Source organism: Streptomyces glomeratus (assembly GCF_021462825.1).
Taxonomy (GTDB): domain Bacteria; phylum Actinomycetota; class Actinomycetes; order Streptomycetales; family Streptomycetaceae; genus Streptomyces; species Streptomyces glomeratus.
Genome location: NZ_JAKEEB010000031.1, coordinates 1 through 17720, shown reverse-complemented (window position 1 = coordinate 17720; position 17720 = coordinate 1). Strand labels below are relative to the sequence as shown.

The window sequence follows — 17720 nt, the reverse complement described above, 5'->3', positions numbered from 1 at the left end:
GGCCAGCGGAGTTCGCGCCTCTCAGCGGAGCAGATAGGGCATGTCGACCGTGACCGCTCCGGTGGGACAGCGGGCCGCGCACGGTCCGCAGTACCAGCACTCGTCGACGTGCATGTAGGCCTTGCCGCTGCTCTCGTCGATGGCGAGGGAGTCCAGCGGGCACATGTCGACGCACAGGGTGCAGCCGTCGATGCACTTCGACTCGTCGATGGTCACGGGCACATCGGCCCGCTGGGGCACCAAGGGCATGGCTGTCTCCGGGAAGATCGAGCAGGGGCGTTGTCACAGGGACCGGCGCAGCAGGCCGCTCATCGTGATGCGGTCGCCGCGGAAGCGGATGAACTCCAGATCGACGGGGCGGCCGTCGACCAGGTGGGTGAGGCGTTCCAGCATCAGGAGGGCGGCGCCGCGCGGGGCCTGGAGCACGGCGGCGGAGTGGGCGTCCGCGTTCACCGCCTCCAGGGTGATCTCGGCATGGCCGAGGCTGCGGCCGGTGACGGCTTCCAGCAGGCGGAAGACGTCGGTGTTCTCCAGATCGGCGCCGAGCAGCCGGGTACCGATGTCGAGCGGGATGTAGGTGAGGTCGAGGGAGAGGGGGAGACCGCCCAGACTGCGCAGGCGTTCGATGCAGAGGACGTCGGCGCCGGGCGGCACCTGGAGCCGTTCGGCGACGGGCGCCGGTGCGGGGGCGGGGGCCATCGTGCGGACCTCGTTGGTCACCCGGCCGTGTTCGCGCAGGGTCTCCGCGAGGCCCATCAGCCGGTCGAGCCCGTGGGGGTACTTCCGGGCCACGACGACCGTGCCGACCCCGGGGAGCCGGTCGACCAGGCCCTCGGTGCGCAGCAGGTCCAGAGCCTGGCGAACGGTGTTGCGGGAGGCGCGGTAGTCGGTGCCGAGGATCGTCTCGTGGGGCACCGTGCCGTCCGGGAACCCGCCGGTGAGGATCTGGTGGCGGAGCAGGTCTGCCAGCTGCCGGGCCCGGTCCGCGCGCAGGCGACGCCGTCTGGCGGCGACGGTGGTCGCGCCGTGGCCGGCGTGGTCTCGGATGCGGTCGGGCATGTTCCGGACCTTAGCGACAGGGCGCGGGGAGTGGTGTTGCCGCAGTATTGCGCCATTTCGTGGTGCGTCACACTGGGGCCTGGCCTGCGCTTTTGCCAACAGCGGCGAAAGATCTGCCACTGTCCGGCCGGCGTGCGGCACGTCCCGTACGGCCCCGCCGAGGCGGCGGCGCCGACGTCACCGCCGCCGCCCCGCTCGCGTCCGCACTGCCGGGCGGCGACCGGGCCGGTGAGCGGACCGGCCCGGCGGGGGCCTCAGCTGCCCGGCACCACCCGGCCCGTCACCTCACCGAGACCCACCCGCGTCCCGTTCGGGCCCGGCGCCCACGCGGTCAGCGTCACGACGTCCCCGTCCTCCAGGAAGGTCCGCTTTCCGTCCGGGAGTTCGAGCGGGTCCCGGCCGTTCCAGGTCAGCTCGAGGAGCGAGCCGCGCTCGCGCTCCGCCGGGCCGCTCACCGTGCCCGAGCCGTACAGATCGCCGGTGCGCAGCGAGGCCCCGTTCACCGTCATGTGCGCCAACTGCTGGGCAGCCGTCCAGTACATGGTCGAGAACGGCGGCTCGGAGACCACATGACCGTTGATCGCGACGGAGATGCGCAGGTCGTAGCCCGAGGGCTCCTCGTGTGCGTCCTCCAGATACGGCAGCAGCGGGTGCGTGCGCTCCGGCGGCGTCACCCGCGCCTCCTCCAGGGCGTCCAGCGGAGTGACCCATGCCGAGACGGAGGTGGCGAACGACTTGCCGAGGAACGGTCCGAGCGGCACGTACTCCCAGGCCTGGATGTCCCGCGCCGACCAGTCGTTGAGCAGGCAGAGCCCGAACACATGGTCGCGGAAGGCCGACAGCGGCACGGGCCGGCCCATCTTTGAGGGCACGCCCACCACGAATCCCACCTCCGCCTCGATGTCCAGGCGGACCGAGGGGCCGAAGACCGGTGCCGGGTCCGTGGGCGCCTTGCGCTGCCCCTGGGGACGTACGACGTCCGTGCCGGACACCACCACCGTTCCCGCCCTGCCGTGATAGCCGATCGGCAGATGCTTCCAGTTGGGGGTAAGGGAGTCCGCCGCGTCCGGGCGGAAGATCCGACCGACGTTGCGGGAGTGGTTCTCGGAGGCGTAGAAGTCGACGTAGTCCGCGACCTCGAAGGGCAGGTGCAGGGTCACCTCGGAGAGCGGGAGCAGCAGGGGCTCGATGGTCTCCCGGTGCGCGGGCACCGTCACCCACGCCGTCAGCGCCCGGCGCACGTCCGACCAAGCGGTGCGACCGGCGGCCAGCAGGGGCCCCAGGGAGGGCCGGGCCAGCAGGGAGGTGTACGGGGAGCCGAGCGCCTGTGCGGCCGCGCCCGCGTCGAGCACGTGGTCGCCCAGGCGGACGCCGACCCTCCGCTCGACGGAGCCGATCGGCGAGAACACGCCGTAGGGCAGGTTGTGCGGTCCGAAGGGGTCGCCCTCGGCGACGTCGAAGGGGGGCATGGGATGCTGCCTCGCTTTCGTGCACGTCAGGTGTGCGGTGCATGGGGTTGTGTTCCATGTGGTCGCCGCACACGTTACGGGTGAGTTCCGTGTCTTGGGCAGTGTCTAAAGAGTTCGCAATGTCCGAATAGGCCTTGTCGGAGTACCCAATTCCGGCTTAGCGTCCTTTGGGGACACGGACGGGGTGGGTCCGGTCCATAGGGGGGACACGTGGGGGGACCCGTGGCCAGGAGCACCGGCGCGCCGTTCGACGCGGACCGTGAGGTGCCGGGGCTCATCGTGAAATTCGGCGACTACCCGCTGCACCACGGCGGGGTCGGGGCCATCCGCAGCCTGGGCCGGCTCGGAATACCGATGTACGCGATCACCGAGGACCGTTACACGCCGGCTGCGGTCTCCCGCTATCTGCGGCGCGCCTTCGTGTGGCCGACCACCGGGACGGAGGAACCGGAACGGCTCGTGGAGGGGCTGTTGCGCATCGGACGCCGCATCGGCCGGCCGACGGTGCTCATCCCCACCGACGAGGAGGCCGCCGTCCTGATCGCCGAGCACCAGGACGTCCTCGCCGGCCCCTTCCTGTTCCCGAAGGTGGACGCCAAGCTGCCGCGCCGCCTCGCCAGCAAGCAGGGCCTGCACGAGCTGTGCGTGGAACACGGCATCCCGAGCCCCCAGGCCGCCTTCCCGCAGTCGTACGACGACATCGTGCGCTTCGCCGAGAAGGCCCGCTTCCCGCTCGTGGCCAAGAACCGCGAGGCGTTCGTACGCCGTGAACGGCCCGCCGTGAACGGCACGACCCGGATCACCACCCCCGAGGGGCTGCTCACGCTGGCCCGGGACTGGGGCGAGCGCCCCGGTGTGATTCTCCAGGAGTACCTGCCGCGGGAGGAGGCCGAGGACTGGATCGTGCACGCGTACTTCGCCCAGGACTCCACCCCGCTCGCCCTGTTCACCGGCGTCAAGGTCCGTTCCTGGCCGCCGCACGCCGGTATGACGGCGAACGCGTACGTCGTCGACAACCCGGAACTCGCGGACCTCGCCGCACGTTTCATCAAGCAGATCGGCTTCACCGGCATCGTCGACCTGGACCTGCGCTTCGACCGTCGTGACGGCCGGTACAAACTGCTCGACTTCAACCCGCGCATGGGCGCCCAGTTCCGCCTCTTCGAGAACGAGGCGGGGGTGGACGTCGTCCGCGCCATGCATCTGGACCTGACCGGCCGCACGGTCCCGGAGGGGGAACAGCGCGCGGGTCACCGGTACATCGTGGAGAACATCGACCTGCCCGCCCTGCTCGCCTACCGGCGCAGCGGCTACACGACGCCGCACGCGCCGGCCCGCGCGAGCGGTACGGAGCTGGCCTGGTTCGCGGGTGACGACCCGCGGCCGTTCTTCACGATGATCGCGCGCTTCGTGCGGCCGGGCGCGAAGCACCTCTATCAGCTGTGGCGGACCAACCGCCGCGGCTCCACAACGAGTACGCGCTAGCGCGTACGGCTCCACCACGAAGTAGGCATGTCGCGTCCTGGGGAGGGACTTCGTGATTCAACCGGTAGCAGTCATCGGTGCCGGGCCGTTCGGTCTGTCCACCGCCGCCCATCTGCGGGCGCGTGGTATCGCGGTACGCGTCTTCGGCGAGCCCATGGTGAGCTGGCGCGACCACATGCCCGAGGGCATGCTCCTGAAGTCGACCCCCGTCGCCTCGAACATCGACGCCCCCCAGCGCGGCCACACCCTGGCCGACTACTGCGACGCGGCGGGCATCGCCCGGCTGGTGACCGACGAGGACATCATCCCGGTCGAGACGTTCATCGCCTACGGCGAGTGGTTCCAGCAGCAACTGGTGCCCAAGCTGGAGCGCGTCAAGGTCGTCTCGGTGGACCGTCGGCAGGGCGGCGGCTTCGAACTGAAGCTGGACTCCGGCGAGCAGTTCGCGGCGCGGGCGGTCGTGGTGGCCACCGGGCTGTCGGGCCTGGCCCACCTCCCACCGGAGCTGGCCGCCGCCGCGGCGGACGGCCCCACCCCCACGGGGCCGGTCTCCCACAGCTCCCAGCACCATGACCTGACCCGCTTCTCCGGCAAGGAGCTGCTGGTCATCGGCGCGGGACAGTCCGCCCTGGAGACGGCGGCGCTCGCGGCCGAGGCCGGCGCGCAGGTGCGGGTGATCTCGCGGGGCCAGGGCAAGGTGGCCTTCGGCGCGCCCCCCTGGGATCAGCCGAAGCTCCGGCCCGAATCGCCCTTCGGCCGAGCCTGGTCGCTGTGGGCGCTGAGCTACTACCCGCACCCGTACCGGTTCCTCCCGGCCCGGACCCGTCACTACCTGGTCCGCCGGGTCCTCGGCCCGCTGGGCGCGTGGTGGCTGCGTGACCGCTTCCAGAGCAAGGTGCAGGTGCGCGAGGTCGTTGCCGTGGTCGGCGCGGCCGCGCCGGACGGCAGCCCCGTCCTGACGGTCCGGACGCACACGGGCCACACGGAGGAACTCACCGCGGACCATGTGATCGCCGCCACGGGCTACCGCGTGGACATAGCGGCGATGGACTTCCTGGGCCACGAACTGCGCACGGAACTGGCGGTGAGCCGGGGCACTCCGCGGCTCGGCCCGGGTTATGTGTCCTCCGTCCCGGGCCTGTACTTCACGGGCCTGCCCGCGGCGGCCTCGTACGGGCCGGTGATGCGCTTCGTGTGCGGCACGGAATTCGCCTCACCCCGGCTGGCGAAGCACCTGGCGGCGGCACACGGCTGAGGCGGCCGGGCCGGGGTTTCGGCCGGGGCTACGGATCGGCGACCACGGTTCAGCGATGAGCGATCAGCTCAGCGGCCGGCGATCGGCTCGGCGGTCGGCGATCGGCGATCAAGAGGGGGCGCGGCACCGTCGCGCCCCCGGGCCCCGGCCGGTTCACGCCGGGGCCGGACGCCGTCCGTCGTGTTCCGGACAGTGCGCGGCAACTACGGTGTGACGCTACGGGAGTTCGGTGGACGCGGGACACCGGACGTCCTCCGGTTCGCGCCGAGTCGGCGGGGCGTTCCATCCGTATTCTCTGATCATGGCCGCACCCTTCGCATATTCACTCATCGCCACTGACTTGGACGGAACGCTGTTGCGTGACGACGACACGCTCTCCGACCGGTCCAGGGCCGCCCTGGCGCGGGCCTCGGAGGCAGGCGCACAGCACCTCGTCGTGACGGGGCGTCCGGCGCCAAGGGTGCGGCCGCTGCTCGACGACCTCGGCAGTAAGGGGCTCGCGGTGTGCGGGCAGGGCGCGCAGGTGTACGACGCCGGCGCGAACCGGCTGCTGTTCTCCGTCACCCTGGACCGGGAGTTGGCCGAGACCGCGCTCGGCAAGATCGAGGCAGAGGTGGGGCAGGTGTACGCGGCCGTCGACCAGGACGGGGTGGACGGGCTCACGCTCATCGAACCCGGCTACCGGATGCCGCACCCCACGCTGCCCGCGGTACGGGTCGAGCGGCGCGACGACCTGTGGTGCGAGCCGATCAGCAAGGTGCTGCTGCGCCATCACGCCCTGTCGGACGACGAGTTGGCGACGGCAGCCCGCGCGGCGGTCGGTTCCCTCGCGACGGTCACCATGTCCGGGCCCGGCACCGTGGAACTCCAGCCGTGCGGCATCACCAAGGCGACCGGGCTCGCACTGGCCGCAGACCACCTGGGCCTCGGCCCGTCGGAGACCATCGCCTTCGGGGACATGCCCAATGACATCCCGATGTTCGCGTGGGCCGCGCACGGGGTGGCCATGGCCAACGCCCACCCCGAACTCAAGGCCGTGGCGGACGAGATCACCATGTCGAACGAGGACGACGGCATCGCCGTCGTCCTCGAACGACTCTTCGGCGGCCACCGGACACCGGCCGACATCATCGGCGGCCGGGAGTCCGTCGGCCATGAGGAGGGGTATTAGTACGCGCTGTTGACGTTGTCGATCGAGCCGTAGCGGTGGGCGGCGTAGTTGCACGCGGCCGTGATGTTCGCCACCGGGTCGTACGGGTCGAACGCCGTGCCGGGCACGTGGTACGCGGCGAAGGTCGGGTCGATGATCTGCAGCAGACCCTTCGACGGAATGCCCTTACGGGCGTTGGAGTCCCACAGGTTGATGGCCTTGGGGTTGCCGGACGACTCGCGCATCACGTTGCGGTAGATGCCGTTGTACGTGCCGGGGATGCCGTGCTGGGCCATGACCTCCAGCGACTGGCGGATCCAGCTGTCGAGGGTGGCGCCGCGGGTGGTCAAGGTCTTGGCCGCGGCGACGCGGGCGGCGGTGGCCATCGCCGGGCTACCGGTCGCGGCGGAAGCGCTGGTTGCTCCCATGACCGGCAGGGCGAGAACGGCGGCACCCGACCCCGCGAGTGCGAGGGCACGGGTGAGACGGGCGGCCTTGGAGCCGCGGTCCCGACGGCATGCGGGCAGGGCGAAAGCGGGCATGTCGCATTCCTCTCCAACGCCTGCGAGGTGAGCTGTCGGGTTCGGGCGGGGAGGTGCCCGGCCGTGTCCTCGATGTCGAGGCCACGGCTTCACCCCTAGCCGTTCCGGCGCGGTGTCCGAATCGGCGGCTTACCTGGGTCCCCCGCTCCTGCCGTCGTGGTCGATGGGCGTCCGAGCGGCGGCAGGATTCGGCGTTCCGCTCGGGTCGAGGGGAAGGTATGCGAGAGCACATGTCGGGAACAAGCGGTCAAGTCACAGTCCTTCCGAATTGACCTTGAAGAGGGGGAATAGGGAAACTGATCCGAATTGTTGGGTGGAGTTCAAGTTCCCATGAGCAAAGGGATAGTTGACGGGGGGTGCGCGATGTCTCGCCTGTCGTGGACGTGAGCCATTTCACTCCCGTCCCCCCGGCCGCCATCGATGCTTAATGACATAAGTGGCTTATTCGGGCAAAGAGGGCACCTTTTGCGTGTTGCGGCCACCCGGCGGGGGAGTTCTCTGGGTGCGGGCATGCCGCGCGGGGGGCATGGGCGGCCGTATGGGGGAAGGCTGGGAGTCCAGGGCTCCGGCTTCCATGGCGCATGAGTGACGCCTTGAGGTCGTCGAGTGCGGGGAGGAGTGCCTTCGGGTGCTCTCGGGCCGGAGTGAGGGGGTTGGTTCCGGTCGCGAGGGGTGTTTGTCGGTTATGTCAGGGAATGCATGTTCGTATCAGACGATCAAGAACATGCCGCTCGTGATCCGATACCGCCCGGCCTGGAACAGTGGGCGCTCGTGGTGATCGAAACGTGACCGGATACGCTGACTTGAGGGATGACGGCGACAGATCGACAAACTGTATGAGCCACGTCGACGGGCGACGTCATCGACCAAGTGACCGTCCATGAGACCGACCGTGTGATCGTCAGCAGACATCAGCAGACATCAGCAGACAGGAGACCCCACGTGACCGTCGTCGGGCCGTTCGGGCTGAGCGTGCGGGACCAGGCTCTGGAGGCCGATGTCCAGGCCGGATTGGCCGCTGTCGAGGAGGGGCTGCTCGAGGCCACCAAGAGTGAGGTGCCGTTCATCACGGAGGCCGCGCAGCACCTGGTGCGTGCGGGCGGGAAGCGGTTCCGGCCGCTGCTGGTGATGCTCGCGGCGCAGTTCGGCGACCCGTACGCGCCGGGCATCGTGCCCTCGGCCGTGGTCGTGGAGCTGACCCACCTCGCCACGCTGTACCACGACGACGTGATGGACGAGGCCGAGGTGCGGCGCGGGGTGGACAGCGCGAACACCCGCTGGGGCAACTCGGTCGCGGTCCTCACGGGTGACTTCCTGTTCGCGAGGGCGTCGCACATCCTGGCCGATCTCGGTCCGGAGGCGGTCCGGATCCAGGCCGAGGCGTTCGAGCGGCTGGTCACGGGACAGATCCTGGAGACGGCGGGTCCGCGGGACGGCCGTGACCCGGTGGAGCACTACCTCGACGTCCTCGGCGGCAAGACCGGCTCGCTGGTGGCCGTGGCGTGCCGCTTCGGGGCGATGATGTCGGGGGCCGACGAGACGGTCGTGGACGTGCTCACGCAGTACGGCGAGCGGCTGGGCGTGGCGTTCCAGCTGGCCGACGACGTCCTGGACATCGCGTCGGACTCGCATGAGTCCGGGAAGACGCCGGGGACGGACCTGCGTGAGGGCATTCCCACCCTCCCGGTCCTGCGGCTGCGTGAGCGTGTGGAGCGCATGGGGCTGCCCGAGGACATCGCCCTGTGCGAGCTTCTGGACTCCGACCTCACGGACGACGCCCGGCATGCCGAGGCCCTCGCCCGCCTGCGCGCCCACCCTGCTCTGGAGCTGGCGCGCCGCGACACGGTCCGCTATGTGGAGGACGCCCGCTCGGGCCTGGCCCCGCTGCCGGACTGCGGCGCGAAGGCCGCCCTGATGGAGCTGTGCGACGCGGTGGTGCACCGGGCGGGCTGAGGCGCCGCTCATGCTGTGCCGTCACGGATGGGGCCTCCGGCTGCCGCCTCGCGTTTGTGAATCAGGTCACATGGCCGGGCTCGACTCCATGCCGCGGCGCCGCCGGTCGCCGGGCCGTCGCTCCGGCCGCCGCCCCGGACGGCCGCGCGCACCCCGGCACGGATCATGCCGGGCGTACCGTACCGATCATGCCGGGCGTACCGTACCGATCATGCCGTGCGCGCCGCACCGATCACGCCGTGCGCGCCACGCTGATCACGCCGGGCGCGCCACGCTAGATCACGCCGGGCGCGCCGCACTGACCAGGGGGGCAAGGAGGCGTCTTCTCCCTACGACCCCCGCGCCTCCGCGAACCTCGGGCCCCGGACTCCGGCCTCCTGGACTCGGGGCCCCGGCCTCCTGGACTCCCGGGTCCCGGCCCCGCAGTCGGAGCCCCCACCCTGGCCCCCCGACCCCGGACCCCTACGGGTCGGAGTAGTCGCCGCCCCGCCGTGTCATACCCCAGGATTACGCGGAGTTGAGTCCGCGGGCTGACGTTTCTTCGGGGCCGCTTTGGTCAGATGGGTAAACCACCTCACAGGAGTTCGGGTGAGAATGGCGGCACAGGGGTGGACCAGGGCACGCACGGTAGGCCGCCGCCGATGACGGAGGTAAGGCACACATGGCACCGTACGAATCCGACGGCAGCACGCCCGCCGGCGAGGCCGAGGACGTACGCGACGGGCGGCGCACGGCCGCACGGTACGTCGTCCCGGTCGCGGTGGTGGGGGTGGCGGCCGCGACCATTGGGCTCGTCCCGGCGTTCGCCGGATCCGGCGACCCGGACCTGCCGAAGATCAGCGCCCAGCAGCTCATCGAGAAGATCGCCAAGTCGGACGTCCAGCAGATGTCCGGCACGATGAAGATCAGCACGGACCTGGGCCTGCCCAACCTGGGCGGCCTGGAGAGCAGCCTCGCCTCGGGCGCGCTCTCGCAGGGTGGGGGCGACAAGGGCGGCTCGGCCGCGGACCCGAGCTCCAAGCTGCTGGAGCTGGCCTCCGGCACGCACACCCTGCGCATCGCCGCCGACGGCCAGGACAAGCAGAAGATCTCGCTCATCGAGAAGGCCGCCGAATACAGCGTCATCCGCAGCGGCGACCAGGTGTGGGCCTACGACAGCGCGTCGAACCAGGCGTACCACGCGACCGGCGCGGGCGACGACAAGGGTGCGAAGGCGGCGCCCGAGGACATGCCGACCACGCCGAAGGACTTCGCCGCGGAGGCCCTGAAGGCCGCCGACAAGACGACGTCGGTGACGGTCGACGGCACCGCGCAGGTCGCGGGCCGCGACGCGTACAAGCTGCTCATCAAGCCCCGGCAGTCGGGTACGACGGTCGGCGCCATCAGCATCGCGGTGGACGCCAAGACCGGGCTGCCGCTGAAGTTCACCCTGACCCCGGCGTCGGGCGGCGCGGCCGTCGTCGACGCGGGCTTCACCCAGGTGTCGTTCACCAGGCCGGCCGCGTCGACGTTCGACTTCACGCCGCCCAAGGGCACGAAGGTCACCCAGGGCGACGACCTGAAGGACGGGAGCAAGGCGCGGACCCATGGCGCCGAGAAGCCGGCCTGGGGCGACGGGAAGGCGCCGCACGGCCCCGAGAAGACGGCACCCGGCACCGAGCCCAGGACCATCGGCGAGGGCTGGAACTCGATCGTCGTCCTCGACACCGGCAGCAAGGGGGGCATGCCCTCGGACACCTCGTCCAAGGACGGCGCGGTCGCCGGATTCCTGGGTTCCCTCGGCGACCACGTCAAGGGCAAGTTCGGTTCGGGCACGGTGTTCTCCACGCGCCTGGTCAACGCCCTGATGACGGACGACGGCAAGGTGTACGCGGGCGCGGTCACCAAGGACGCGCTGGTGAAGGCGGCCGACGCGGGCAAGTAGACCCCGCACGGCACGGACGGCTGGAGCAGGAGAGTCCATGGAGGAACTGTCCGCCGCGGAAGCGGAGTCGCAGGACTCCCGGGCGGCGGTGAGCGACCCGCAGGTCCCGGTCATCGCCACCCATGCCCTCACCAAGCGCTACCGCGGCGGGCAGCTTGCCGTGGACGGACTCGACCTGACCGTCCCGGCTGGCAGCGTCTTCGGCTTCCTCGGGCCGAACGGCTCGGGCAAGACCACCACCATCCGCATGCTGATGGGCCTGATCGAGCCCACCTCGGGCACGGCGCGCGTGCTGGGGCGGTCCATGCCCCGCGGCTCCCGCGCCGTGCTCCCGCAGGTCGGTGCCCTCATCGAGGGGCCGGCGCTCTACGGATTCCTCTCCGGCCGCGACAACCTCCTGCGCTACGACGCCGCCGACCCCACCGCCGACCCGCGCACCCGGGGCGCGCGCGTCCAGGCCGCGCTGGACCGCGTGGGTCTGGCGGCGGCGGCCGGCAAGAAGGCGAAGGCCTACTCCCTGGGGATGAAGCAGCGTCTCGGTCTCGCGGCCGCCCTGCTCCAGCCCCGCCGGCTCCTCGTCCTGGACGAGCCGACCAATGGCCTCGACCCCCAGGGCATGCGCGAGATCCGCTCGCTCATCAGAGAACTGGCGTCCGACGGCACCACCGTCTTCCTCTCCTCCCATCTGCTCGACGAGATCGAACAGGTATGTACCCACGCCGCGGTGATGGCGCAGGGACGGCTGATCGCGCAGGGCGCGGTGGCGGACCTGGCGGCCGGGGCGCGCGGACGTCTCGTCGTGACCACCCCGGACGTGACGGAGGCGGCCCGCGTCCTGAAGGAGGGGGGCGTCGCCGACGTGGTCATCGGGGAGGACCGGGTGACGGGCGAACCCCCGGAGGGCGAACCGGCGGACCTGAACGCCGCGCTGGTCACAGCCGGGGTCCGTGTGCGGGGTTTCGGTGTCGAACGGGCCTCCCTGGAGGACGCGTTCGTGGCGCTGACGGGAGAGGGCTTCGATGTCGCAGGCTGAGTGGGCGGGGCCGGGCCGGATCCCGGGCGCGCGGCGTCAGAGCCCGCTGTGGGCCTTCGGGCTGCTGCGCAGCGAGCTGGTGACGACCCTGCGGCGCTGGCGTACGCTCGCGCTGCTGGCCGTGCTGGCGGCCGTGCCGATCCTGGTCGGGATCGCCGTCAAGATGGAGACGGGGGACGGCTCCGGCTCCGGCGGACGGGGCGGGGATGGCGGCCCCGCGTTCATCGCGCAGATCACCAACAACGGCCTGTTCCTGGTCTTCACGGCGCTCGCCGTGACGCTCCCGTTCTTCCTGCCGATGGCGGTCGGTGTCATCGCGGGCGACGCGATCGCGGGCGAGGCAAACTCCGGCACCCTGCGGTACCTCCTGGTCGCCCCCGCGGGCCGGACTCGCCTCCTCCTCGTCAAGTACGCGACCACGATGGCCTTCTGCCTCATCGCCACCCTCGTCGTCGCCGTCTCGGCGCTCGCGATGGGTGCTCTGCTCTTCCCGCTGGGCGGCCTGACGACGATCTCGGGCACCCGCATCAGCCTCGCCGACGGCCTGGGCCGCGCCCTGCTCATCGCGCTGGTCGTCGCCGCGTCCCTGATCGGCCTGGCGGCCCTGGGGCTGTTCGTCTCCACCCTCACCAACAGCGGGATCGCGGCGATGGCGACCACGGTGGGCTTGGTGATCACCGTGCAGATCCTCGACCAGATCCCGCAACTGCACGCGCTCCAGCCGTACGTCTTCCCCCACTACTGGCTGTCCTTCGCGGACCTCATGCGCGACCCGGTCTACTGGGACGACCTGGTGCGCAACCTCGGCCTTCAGGCCCTGTACGCGGCGGTCTTCGGCTCGGCGGCCTGGGCGCGCTTCACGACGAAGGACGTCACCGCCTGAGCGGACGAGGACGTCCCCGCCTGAGCGGACGAGGACCTCACCGCCTGAAGAAGGGCGTCACGGCCCGCGTGCCCGGGCGGTGACGCCCCCGGATCACACCAGCGCCGTCTCGTACGGGAAGCGGGCGAGAGGCGCTTCGCGTCCGAAGAACGTCCTGGCACGGTCCAGGGCCTCCGTGTCCCGCAGTACGTCCCCGGGCTTGCTGCCGTTGCCGAGGAGCACCCCGCCGAAGCGCATGCCCATATACGCGGCCGAGTTGTTGAGCGTGCCGACGAGGGGTTCGGCGACCTCTTGTTCCTGGTGGGCGAGCGCGGTGACGCCCCACAGCGTGCGGCCCGCCATCGCCTTCTTGAAGTCGAGACCGGGAACGCGCAGCCAGCCCGACCAGTGGTCCAGGTAGCGCTTGGTGTGGGCGGACACCGAGTACCAGTACAGCGGTGACGCGATCACGATGTCCGTCGCCGCGAGCGTGGCGTCGAGCAGCAGCGCCACGTTGCCCTCGGCGGGGCGCACATGGTCGCTGTCGTGCCGCAGGTCCGCGAAGTCGGGCAGCGGGTGTTCGGCCAGGCTGATCCACTGTTGCTCGACGTCGCCGGGCAGGTGCTCGGCGGCCCGTCGCGCGAGCAGTTCGGTGTTGCCGTCGCTACGGGCGCTGCCGAGGACGAAGAGGTATCGGCGACTCATGGGGTCCCTCGAGTGGATGGCGTGGCAGGAGAACAGTATGCAGACACATTAAATGCATGTGCAATAAATGGCAAGGACGGCTTGGGACAGGCCTGTGACGGTGTGGTGACGTCGGAAGCGTATGGCGGCTGGAGACTTCGAGGAGGTCGATCCGGTACCGTCGCCGGGCCGACCCGAGTGAGGGGAACGATGTCTCGACTCAGCCGCGCACACGACCGGGGCCGCTCCGCTGCCGGGCCCGCTTCCACGGAGGGAACGGAATCCGCGGTGACGCCGATCGAGGTCCATGTACCGGCGTGCGCGCGGGACGGAGGCGCGGGCGCCGATGCCGCGACCGGGGCGACCGTCGGCGGGATGCCGGTGGTGGCGGCACCGGGGGAGTCGGTCCAGCAGGCCGTCCTGAACCACCTCCACCGTCTCGCTCTCGCCGCGGGCCGCCCTGTCGTCGCGGACGTCCATGACGAGCGGATCGGGTATGTGATGCCGGTCAGGGTGCTGGTGGACGGGTCCAGCGAGTTCACGGGGGAGCCGATGCGGACGGGCAGGCCCAAGGCGCAGGCTCCCGCGCCGGCCCAAGCTCCCGCGCCGGCCCAAGCGCCCCCAGCGGCCGAGAAGTCCGAGCCCGGCTTGCTCTCCTCCGTGGTGGATGCCCCCGTATCTCTCGGAGGTGCCGTCGCGGCCTTCGTGCTGCGGGCGGAGCCCGAACAGGACCCCCTGATCAGTGCCACATCGGGGCCGGCTCAGGTGTGGCCGGGGGCCGATGCCGCTCCGGGTACGGTCCAGGCCCCTACGGGAACCTTCGGCCCCCCACCGGTGACCGCGGAGCCCGCCCCCGTGTGGCCGGCGCCGGCGACCGGGCCGGACGAGCCGCAGACACCGGGACCCGACTTCGAGGTCGGCCCCGACTTCGGCCTTCGCCCCGCCTTCGAGCCCGGTCCCAATCCGTACTCCACACCCGAGTGGAAGCCCGCCCCGGCCCCGCGGACCGTCGCCGTGGCCGAGGCCCGGGAGAAGGCCACGGAGCCGCCGGTACGCGAGTTCGCCATCGCCGAGGCCGTGCTCGCGTCCGACACGGGGTGCGCACCGCCGGGTGCCACGGGCGGCCCCCTGGCCGAAACCCTGGCCCGGATCAGCGAGGCCGTGAAGCAGGGCCGGATCGCGGAGGCCGACGGCATGGCCGAGCGGACCGTCGCGGAGGCCTCCCAGGCCCTGGGCGCCGACCACTCCGATGTACTGCGCCTGCGCGAGCTCACCGCGTACATCGCCTATCTGGCCGACGACCCGCTGCGCTCGTTCCGCCTCTCGCTCGACCTGGCCCGGATCCGCCACCGTCTGTACGAGCCGCGCAGCGCGTACGGCGATGTGCAGAGCGCGGCCGCCGCCTGGCGTGCCGTCCGGGATCCGCTCCAGGGCCTGCACCTCGGCCGGGACCTCATCGACGTGTGGAGCGAACTCGCCGCCGGGCCGGGACCCGCCGCGGACGATCCCGACCGGCTGGAGCGCGCCCGTAGCCGTATGGGCCGCCTCGCCGACCGCGCCCGCGCGACCACTGAGGGACAGCCGTCCCACGCCCGATGACCCGGGGGCCGGCAGCCCCCAGGCCCAGGCGGCAGACGATGTCGCGGACTACGGCCTGGCGTCCACCGGATCGGGACCGGTCGCGGTCGCGACGCCGTCCGGCTTGCGCGGCGGGTTCACCGTCCCGGTGGCCGCGAGGGCGGCGCCCACCGTGACGGACCCGCTCCTGAGCGCGCGTGCCGCCGCGCGGGCCGTGCGCAGGGCGTCGCCGGTCAGCAGCGTCAGCGCGAGCCAGACCAGCGCGAAGCCCGCCCACCGCTCGGGCGGCATCGCCTCATGGAAGTAGAGGATGCCCAGCAGGAACTGGAAGACCGGCGCCAGATACTGCAGCAGACCGAGCGTGGACAGCGGCACCCGTATCGCGGCGGCGCCGAAGCAGACGAGGGGGAGCGCGGTGACCACGCCGGTGGCGGCGAGCAGCGCCCCGTGTCCGGCGCCGTGGGTGGCGAACGTCGCCTCGCCGTTCGCCGACAGCCACACCAGATACCCCAGCGCGGGCACGAACTGCACGGCGGTCTCCGCGGCCAGCGACTCCAGACCGCCCAGGCCGATCTTCTTCTTCACCAGCCCGTATGTGGCGAAGGAGAAGGCGAGGCACAGGGAGATCCACGGCGGCCGGCCGTACCCGATCGTCAGTACGAGCACGGCGGCGAAGCCGACGGCGACCGCCGCCCACTGGACCGGCCGCAGCCGCTCCTTCAGAAGGACCACGCCCATCGCGATGGTGACGAGCGGGTTGATGAAGTAGCCGAGCGAGGCCTCGACCACATGGCCGCTGTTCACGGCCCAGATGTACACGCCCCAGTTGACGGTGATGACCGCCGCGGCGACCGTGATCAGCACCAGCTTGCGGGGCTGCCGCAGCAGCTCGCCCGCCCAGGCCCAGCGCCGCATCACCAGCAGCGCCAGCGCCACCAGGGCCAGGGACCACACCATCCGATGGGCGAGGATCTCCATCGCCCCGGCGGGTTTCAGCAGCGGCCAGAAAAGGGGCACGAGCCCCCACATCCCGTACGCCGCGAAGCCGTTCAGCAGACCTGTCCGCCGTTCACTCTTCGACTTCCCGGCCACGGGACCCTCCCTGTTCTCGCGCGACTGCTCCGGTGCAGCATCCATGAAGGTAACCCGAGCGCCCCCGCCCGTCATACCCGTATCGCCATACGCTCATGACAGGCGCGGCGGGACGTGGTGATCGAGGGCCCGCAGGCCGGTTCAGCCCTCGAGCGCGGCCTTGATCGACTCGGCGACCGGGGTGGTCGGGCGGCCGGCCAGGCGGGAGAGGTCGCCGGTGGTGACGGCCAGCTCGCCCCTCTCGATGGAGACCTCCACGCCGGCCAGGATCTCGGCGAGGGGCCCGGGCAGCCCGGCGCCGGTGAGGATGCCGGCGTAGGTGTCCACGGGGACGGGGTTGTACGCGATCTCCTTGCCGGTCTGCCTGCCCACCTCGGCGGCGTACTCGGCGAAGCTCCACGCGGTGTCGCCGCTCAGCTCGTACGTGGCGTTCTCGTGGCCCTCGCCGGTCAGCACCGCGACGGCGGCGGCCGCGTAGTCGGCGCGGGAGGCGGAGGCGACCCGGCCCTCGCCGGCGGCCTGGACGACCGCGCCGTGCTCCAGGACGGGAGTGAGGTTCTCGGTGTAGTTCTCGTGGTACCAGCCGTTGCGCAGCAGCACGTACGGCACACCCGAGTCCACGATCAGCTGCTCGGTGGCCCGGTGGTCGTCGGCCAGGGCGGCCGTCACGCTGCCGGGGGCGCTGGTGTAGGCGAACAGTGCGACTCGGGCCTCCCTGGCGGCGTCGAGGACCACCTTGTGCTGACCGACCCGGCCCTTGTCGAACTCGTTGCCGGAGATCAGCAGCACCTTGTCGCCGGCCGCGAAGAGGCCGTCGAAGGTCTCCGGAGCGTTGTAGTCGGCGACCGCGATCCGCACACCGCGGTCCGCGAGGTCGGATGCCTTCTCGGCGTTGCGGACGACCGCGGTGATCCGCTCGGCCGGAACCTTCTCCAGCAACTGCTCCACCACATGGCGGCCGAGGTGTCCGGTGGCTCCGGTGACGACGATGCTCATGACGGAATCTCCTTGGGGGTTGGCTTTGACGCTTACCCTAGGAGTGGCGCTAACTGATGGAAAGTACCCACTTTGAAGTAAGGTACTGGCATGTTGGTAAGTGCCTCGAACGCCTCCGCCGCCCCGGCGGCCCGCGGTGGGGACGCCGACGCGGCGATGTGTCCCTACCGCCTTGTCCTGGAGCACGTGACCAGTCGATGGGGCGTCCTCGTCCTGATCGAGCTGCTGGGCGGCCCCCACCGCTTCAGCGAGCTGCGGCGGGCGATCGGGCGGGTCGCCCGCATCAGCGAGAAGATGCTCACCCAGACCCTCCAGACCCTGGAGCGGGACGGCCTTGTGCACCGTGACGCCAAGCCGGTGATCCCGCCGAGGGTGGACTACTCCCTGACCGACCTGGGCCGCGAGGCGGCCGACCAGGTGCGTGCGCTGGCGCTGTGGACACAGGAGCGCATGCCCGACGTCGAACGCGCCCGCCGGACATACGACGAGGCCCGGACGCACAGCGCCCGGGCCTCGTCGAACCGCACATGACCCCGCCGGGGGTCCGGCCTGCTAGCCGACCACCGTCCAGGTGTCGCCGCCGGTGAGGAGGGCGGCGAGGTCGCCCTTGCCGTGTTGTTCGATGGCGGTGTCGAGTT

16 protein-coding genes and 1 riboswitch are annotated in these 17720 nt (G+C 71.2%); of the genes, 9 read left to right on the top strand and 7 right to left on the bottom strand.

Annotation, left to right across the window (positions count from 1 at the left end; translation table 11 throughout):
* Positions 1-21: 21 nt before the first annotated feature.
* From LZ604_RS27410 to fahA, 3 genes are all read right to left on the bottom strand, one after another.
* The gene (locus tag LZ604_RS27410) at positions 22-249 is read right to left on the bottom strand and encodes a 4Fe-4S dicluster domain-containing protein (RefSeq protein WP_234518273.1); all 228 of its coding nucleotides are present in this window, start codon (positions 247-249) and stop codon (positions 22-24) included.
* Between the two features lie 33 nt (positions 250-282).
* Complete coding sequence (locus tag LZ604_RS27405; RefSeq protein ID WP_234518272.1) at positions 283-1059, bottom strand: GntR family transcriptional regulator; 777 nt, start codon at positions 1057-1059, stop codon at positions 283-285.
* Between the two features lie 254 nt (positions 1060-1313).
* Positions 1314-2528, bottom strand: coding sequence for a fumarylacetoacetase (gene fahA, locus LZ604_RS27400; RefSeq protein WP_234518271.1), 1215 nt, complete (start codon positions 2526-2528; stop codon positions 1314-1316).
* A 222-nt stretch (positions 2529-2750) separates the two neighbouring features.
* Between fahA and LZ604_RS27395 the strand changes: the two genes are divergently transcribed.
* The 3 genes from LZ604_RS27395 (at position 2751) to LZ604_RS27385 (ending at position 6439) form a co-directional block, all read left to right on the top strand.
* Positions 2751-4013: a carboxylate--amine ligase gene (locus LZ604_RS27395; RefSeq protein ID WP_234518270.1), complete on the top strand. Its 1263-nt coding sequence runs from the start codon at positions 2751-2753 to the stop codon at positions 4011-4013.
* A 52-nt stretch (positions 4014-4065) separates the two neighbouring features.
* The gene (locus LZ604_RS27390) at positions 4066-5268 is read left to right on the top strand and encodes an FAD-dependent oxidoreductase (protein WP_234518269.1); all 1203 of its coding nucleotides are present in this window, start codon (positions 4066-4068) and stop codon (positions 5266-5268) included.
* Between the two features lie 301 nt (positions 5269-5569).
* A complete protein-coding gene (locus tag LZ604_RS27385) occupies positions 5570-6439 on the top strand; it encodes an HAD family hydrolase (protein ID WP_234518267.1) in 870 nt (289 codons plus the stop codon).
* Here the strand turns inward: LZ604_RS27385 and LZ604_RS27380 are convergent.
* A complete protein-coding gene (locus LZ604_RS27380) occupies positions 6436-6960 on the bottom strand; it encodes a transglycosylase SLT domain-containing protein (protein ID WP_234518265.1) in 525 nt (174 codons plus the stop codon). The genes LZ604_RS27385 and LZ604_RS27380 overlap by 4 nt on opposite strands.
* Positions 6961-6962: 2 nt before the next feature.
* A riboswitch (cyclic di-AMP (ydaO/yuaA leader) is annotated at positions 6963-7164 on the bottom strand.
* Positions 7165-7902: 738 nt separating this feature from the next.
* Here LZ604_RS27380 and LZ604_RS27375 point away from each other — a divergent pair.
* From LZ604_RS27375 to LZ604_RS27360, 4 genes are all read left to right on the top strand, one after another.
* Positions 7903-8913, top strand: a complete 1011-nt coding sequence (locus tag LZ604_RS27375; RefSeq protein ID WP_234518263.1) for a polyprenyl synthetase family protein — start codon at positions 7903-7905, stop codon at positions 8911-8913.
* A gap of 661 nt (positions 8914-9574) precedes the next feature.
* Positions 9575-10837 (top strand): LolA family protein, encoded by a 1263-nt coding sequence (locus LZ604_RS27370; RefSeq protein WP_234518261.1) that lies wholly within the window; start codon positions 9575-9577, stop codon positions 10835-10837.
* 37 nt (positions 10838-10874) lie between these two features.
* Positions 10875-11870, top strand: coding sequence for an ABC transporter ATP-binding protein (locus tag LZ604_RS27365; protein ID WP_234518260.1), 996 nt, complete (start codon positions 10875-10877; stop codon positions 11868-11870).
* Entirely contained in the window at positions 11857-12753 is an 897-nt protein-coding gene (locus tag LZ604_RS27360) for an ABC transporter permease (protein ID WP_234518259.1), read from the top strand. Before LZ604_RS27365 ends, LZ604_RS27360 begins: the two co-directional genes overlap by 14 nt.
* 93 nt (positions 12754-12846) lie before the next feature.
* Here the strand turns inward: LZ604_RS27360 and LZ604_RS27355 are convergent, their stop codons facing one another.
* Complete coding sequence (locus LZ604_RS27355) at positions 12847-13437, bottom strand: flavodoxin family protein (protein WP_234518258.1); 591 nt, start codon at positions 13435-13437, stop codon at positions 12847-12849.
* A gap of 267 nt (positions 13438-13704) precedes the next feature.
* On the opposite strand from LZ604_RS27355, the gene LZ604_RS27350 reads away from it, so the two are divergent.
* A complete protein-coding gene (locus LZ604_RS27350) occupies positions 13705-15015 on the top strand; it encodes a hypothetical protein (RefSeq protein ID WP_234518257.1) in 1311 nt (436 codons plus the stop codon).
* Positions 15016-15063: 48 nt separating this feature from the next.
* Here LZ604_RS27350 and rarD read toward each other — a convergent pair whose 3' ends face one another.
* Positions 15064-16086: an EamA family transporter RarD gene (gene rarD / locus LZ604_RS27345; RefSeq protein ID WP_234518345.1), complete on the bottom strand. Its 1023-nt coding sequence runs from the start codon at positions 16084-16086 to the stop codon at positions 15064-15066.
* Positions 16087-16227: 141 nt separating this feature from the next.
* Positions 16228-17082 (bottom strand): SDR family oxidoreductase, encoded by an 855-nt coding sequence (locus LZ604_RS27340; protein ID WP_234518256.1) that lies wholly within the window; start codon positions 17080-17082, stop codon positions 16228-16230.
* Between the two features lie 90 nt (positions 17083-17172).
* Here LZ604_RS27340 and LZ604_RS27335 point away from each other — a divergent pair, with 90 nt between their 5' ends.
* On the top strand, positions 17173-17613 hold the full coding sequence (locus LZ604_RS27335) for a winged helix-turn-helix transcriptional regulator (RefSeq protein ID WP_372482208.1): 441 nt from the start codon (positions 17173-17175) through the stop codon (positions 17611-17613).
* The last annotated feature ends 107 nt before the right edge of the window (positions 17614-17720 follow it).

Coding starts and splice junctions, on each gene's coding strand:
- LZ604_RS27410 (WP_234518273.1), bottom strand. CDS start 249: ATGCCCTTGGTGCCCCAGCGGGCCGATGTGCCCGTGACCATCGACGAG.
- LZ604_RS27405 (WP_234518272.1), bottom strand. CDS start 1,059: ATGCCCGACCGCATCCGAGACCACGCCGGCCACGGCGCGACCACCGTC.
- fahA (WP_234518271.1), bottom strand. CDS start 2,528: ATGCCCCCCTTCGACGTCGCCGAGGGCGACCCCTTCGGACCGCACAAC.
- LZ604_RS27385 (WP_234518267.1), top strand. CDS start 5,570: ATGGCCGCACCCTTCGCATATTCACTCATCGCCACTGACTTGGACGGA.
- LZ604_RS27380 (WP_234518265.1), bottom strand. CDS start 6,960: ATGCCCGCTTTCGCCCTGCCCGCATGCCGTCGGGACCGCGGCTCCAAG.
- LZ604_RS27370 (WP_234518261.1), top strand. CDS start 9,575: ATGGCACCGTACGAATCCGACGGCAGCACGCCCGCCGGCGAGGCCGAG.
- LZ604_RS27365 (WP_234518260.1), top strand. CDS start 10,875: ATGGAGGAACTGTCCGCCGCGGAAGCGGAGTCGCAGGACTCCCGGGCG.
- LZ604_RS27360 (WP_234518259.1), top strand. CDS start 11,857: ATGTCGCAGGCTGAGTGGGCGGGGCCGGGCCGGATCCCGGGCGCGCGG.
- LZ604_RS27355 (WP_234518258.1), bottom strand. CDS start 13,437: ATGAGTCGCCGATACCTCTTCGTCCTCGGCAGCGCCCGTAGCGACGGC.
- LZ604_RS27340 (WP_234518256.1), bottom strand. CDS start 17,082: ATGAGCATCGTCGTCACCGGAGCCACCGGACACCTCGGCCGCCATGTG.
- LZ604_RS27335 (WP_372482208.1), top strand. CDS start 17,173: ATGTTGGTAAGTGCCTCGAACGCCTCCGCCGCCCCGGCGGCCCGCGGT.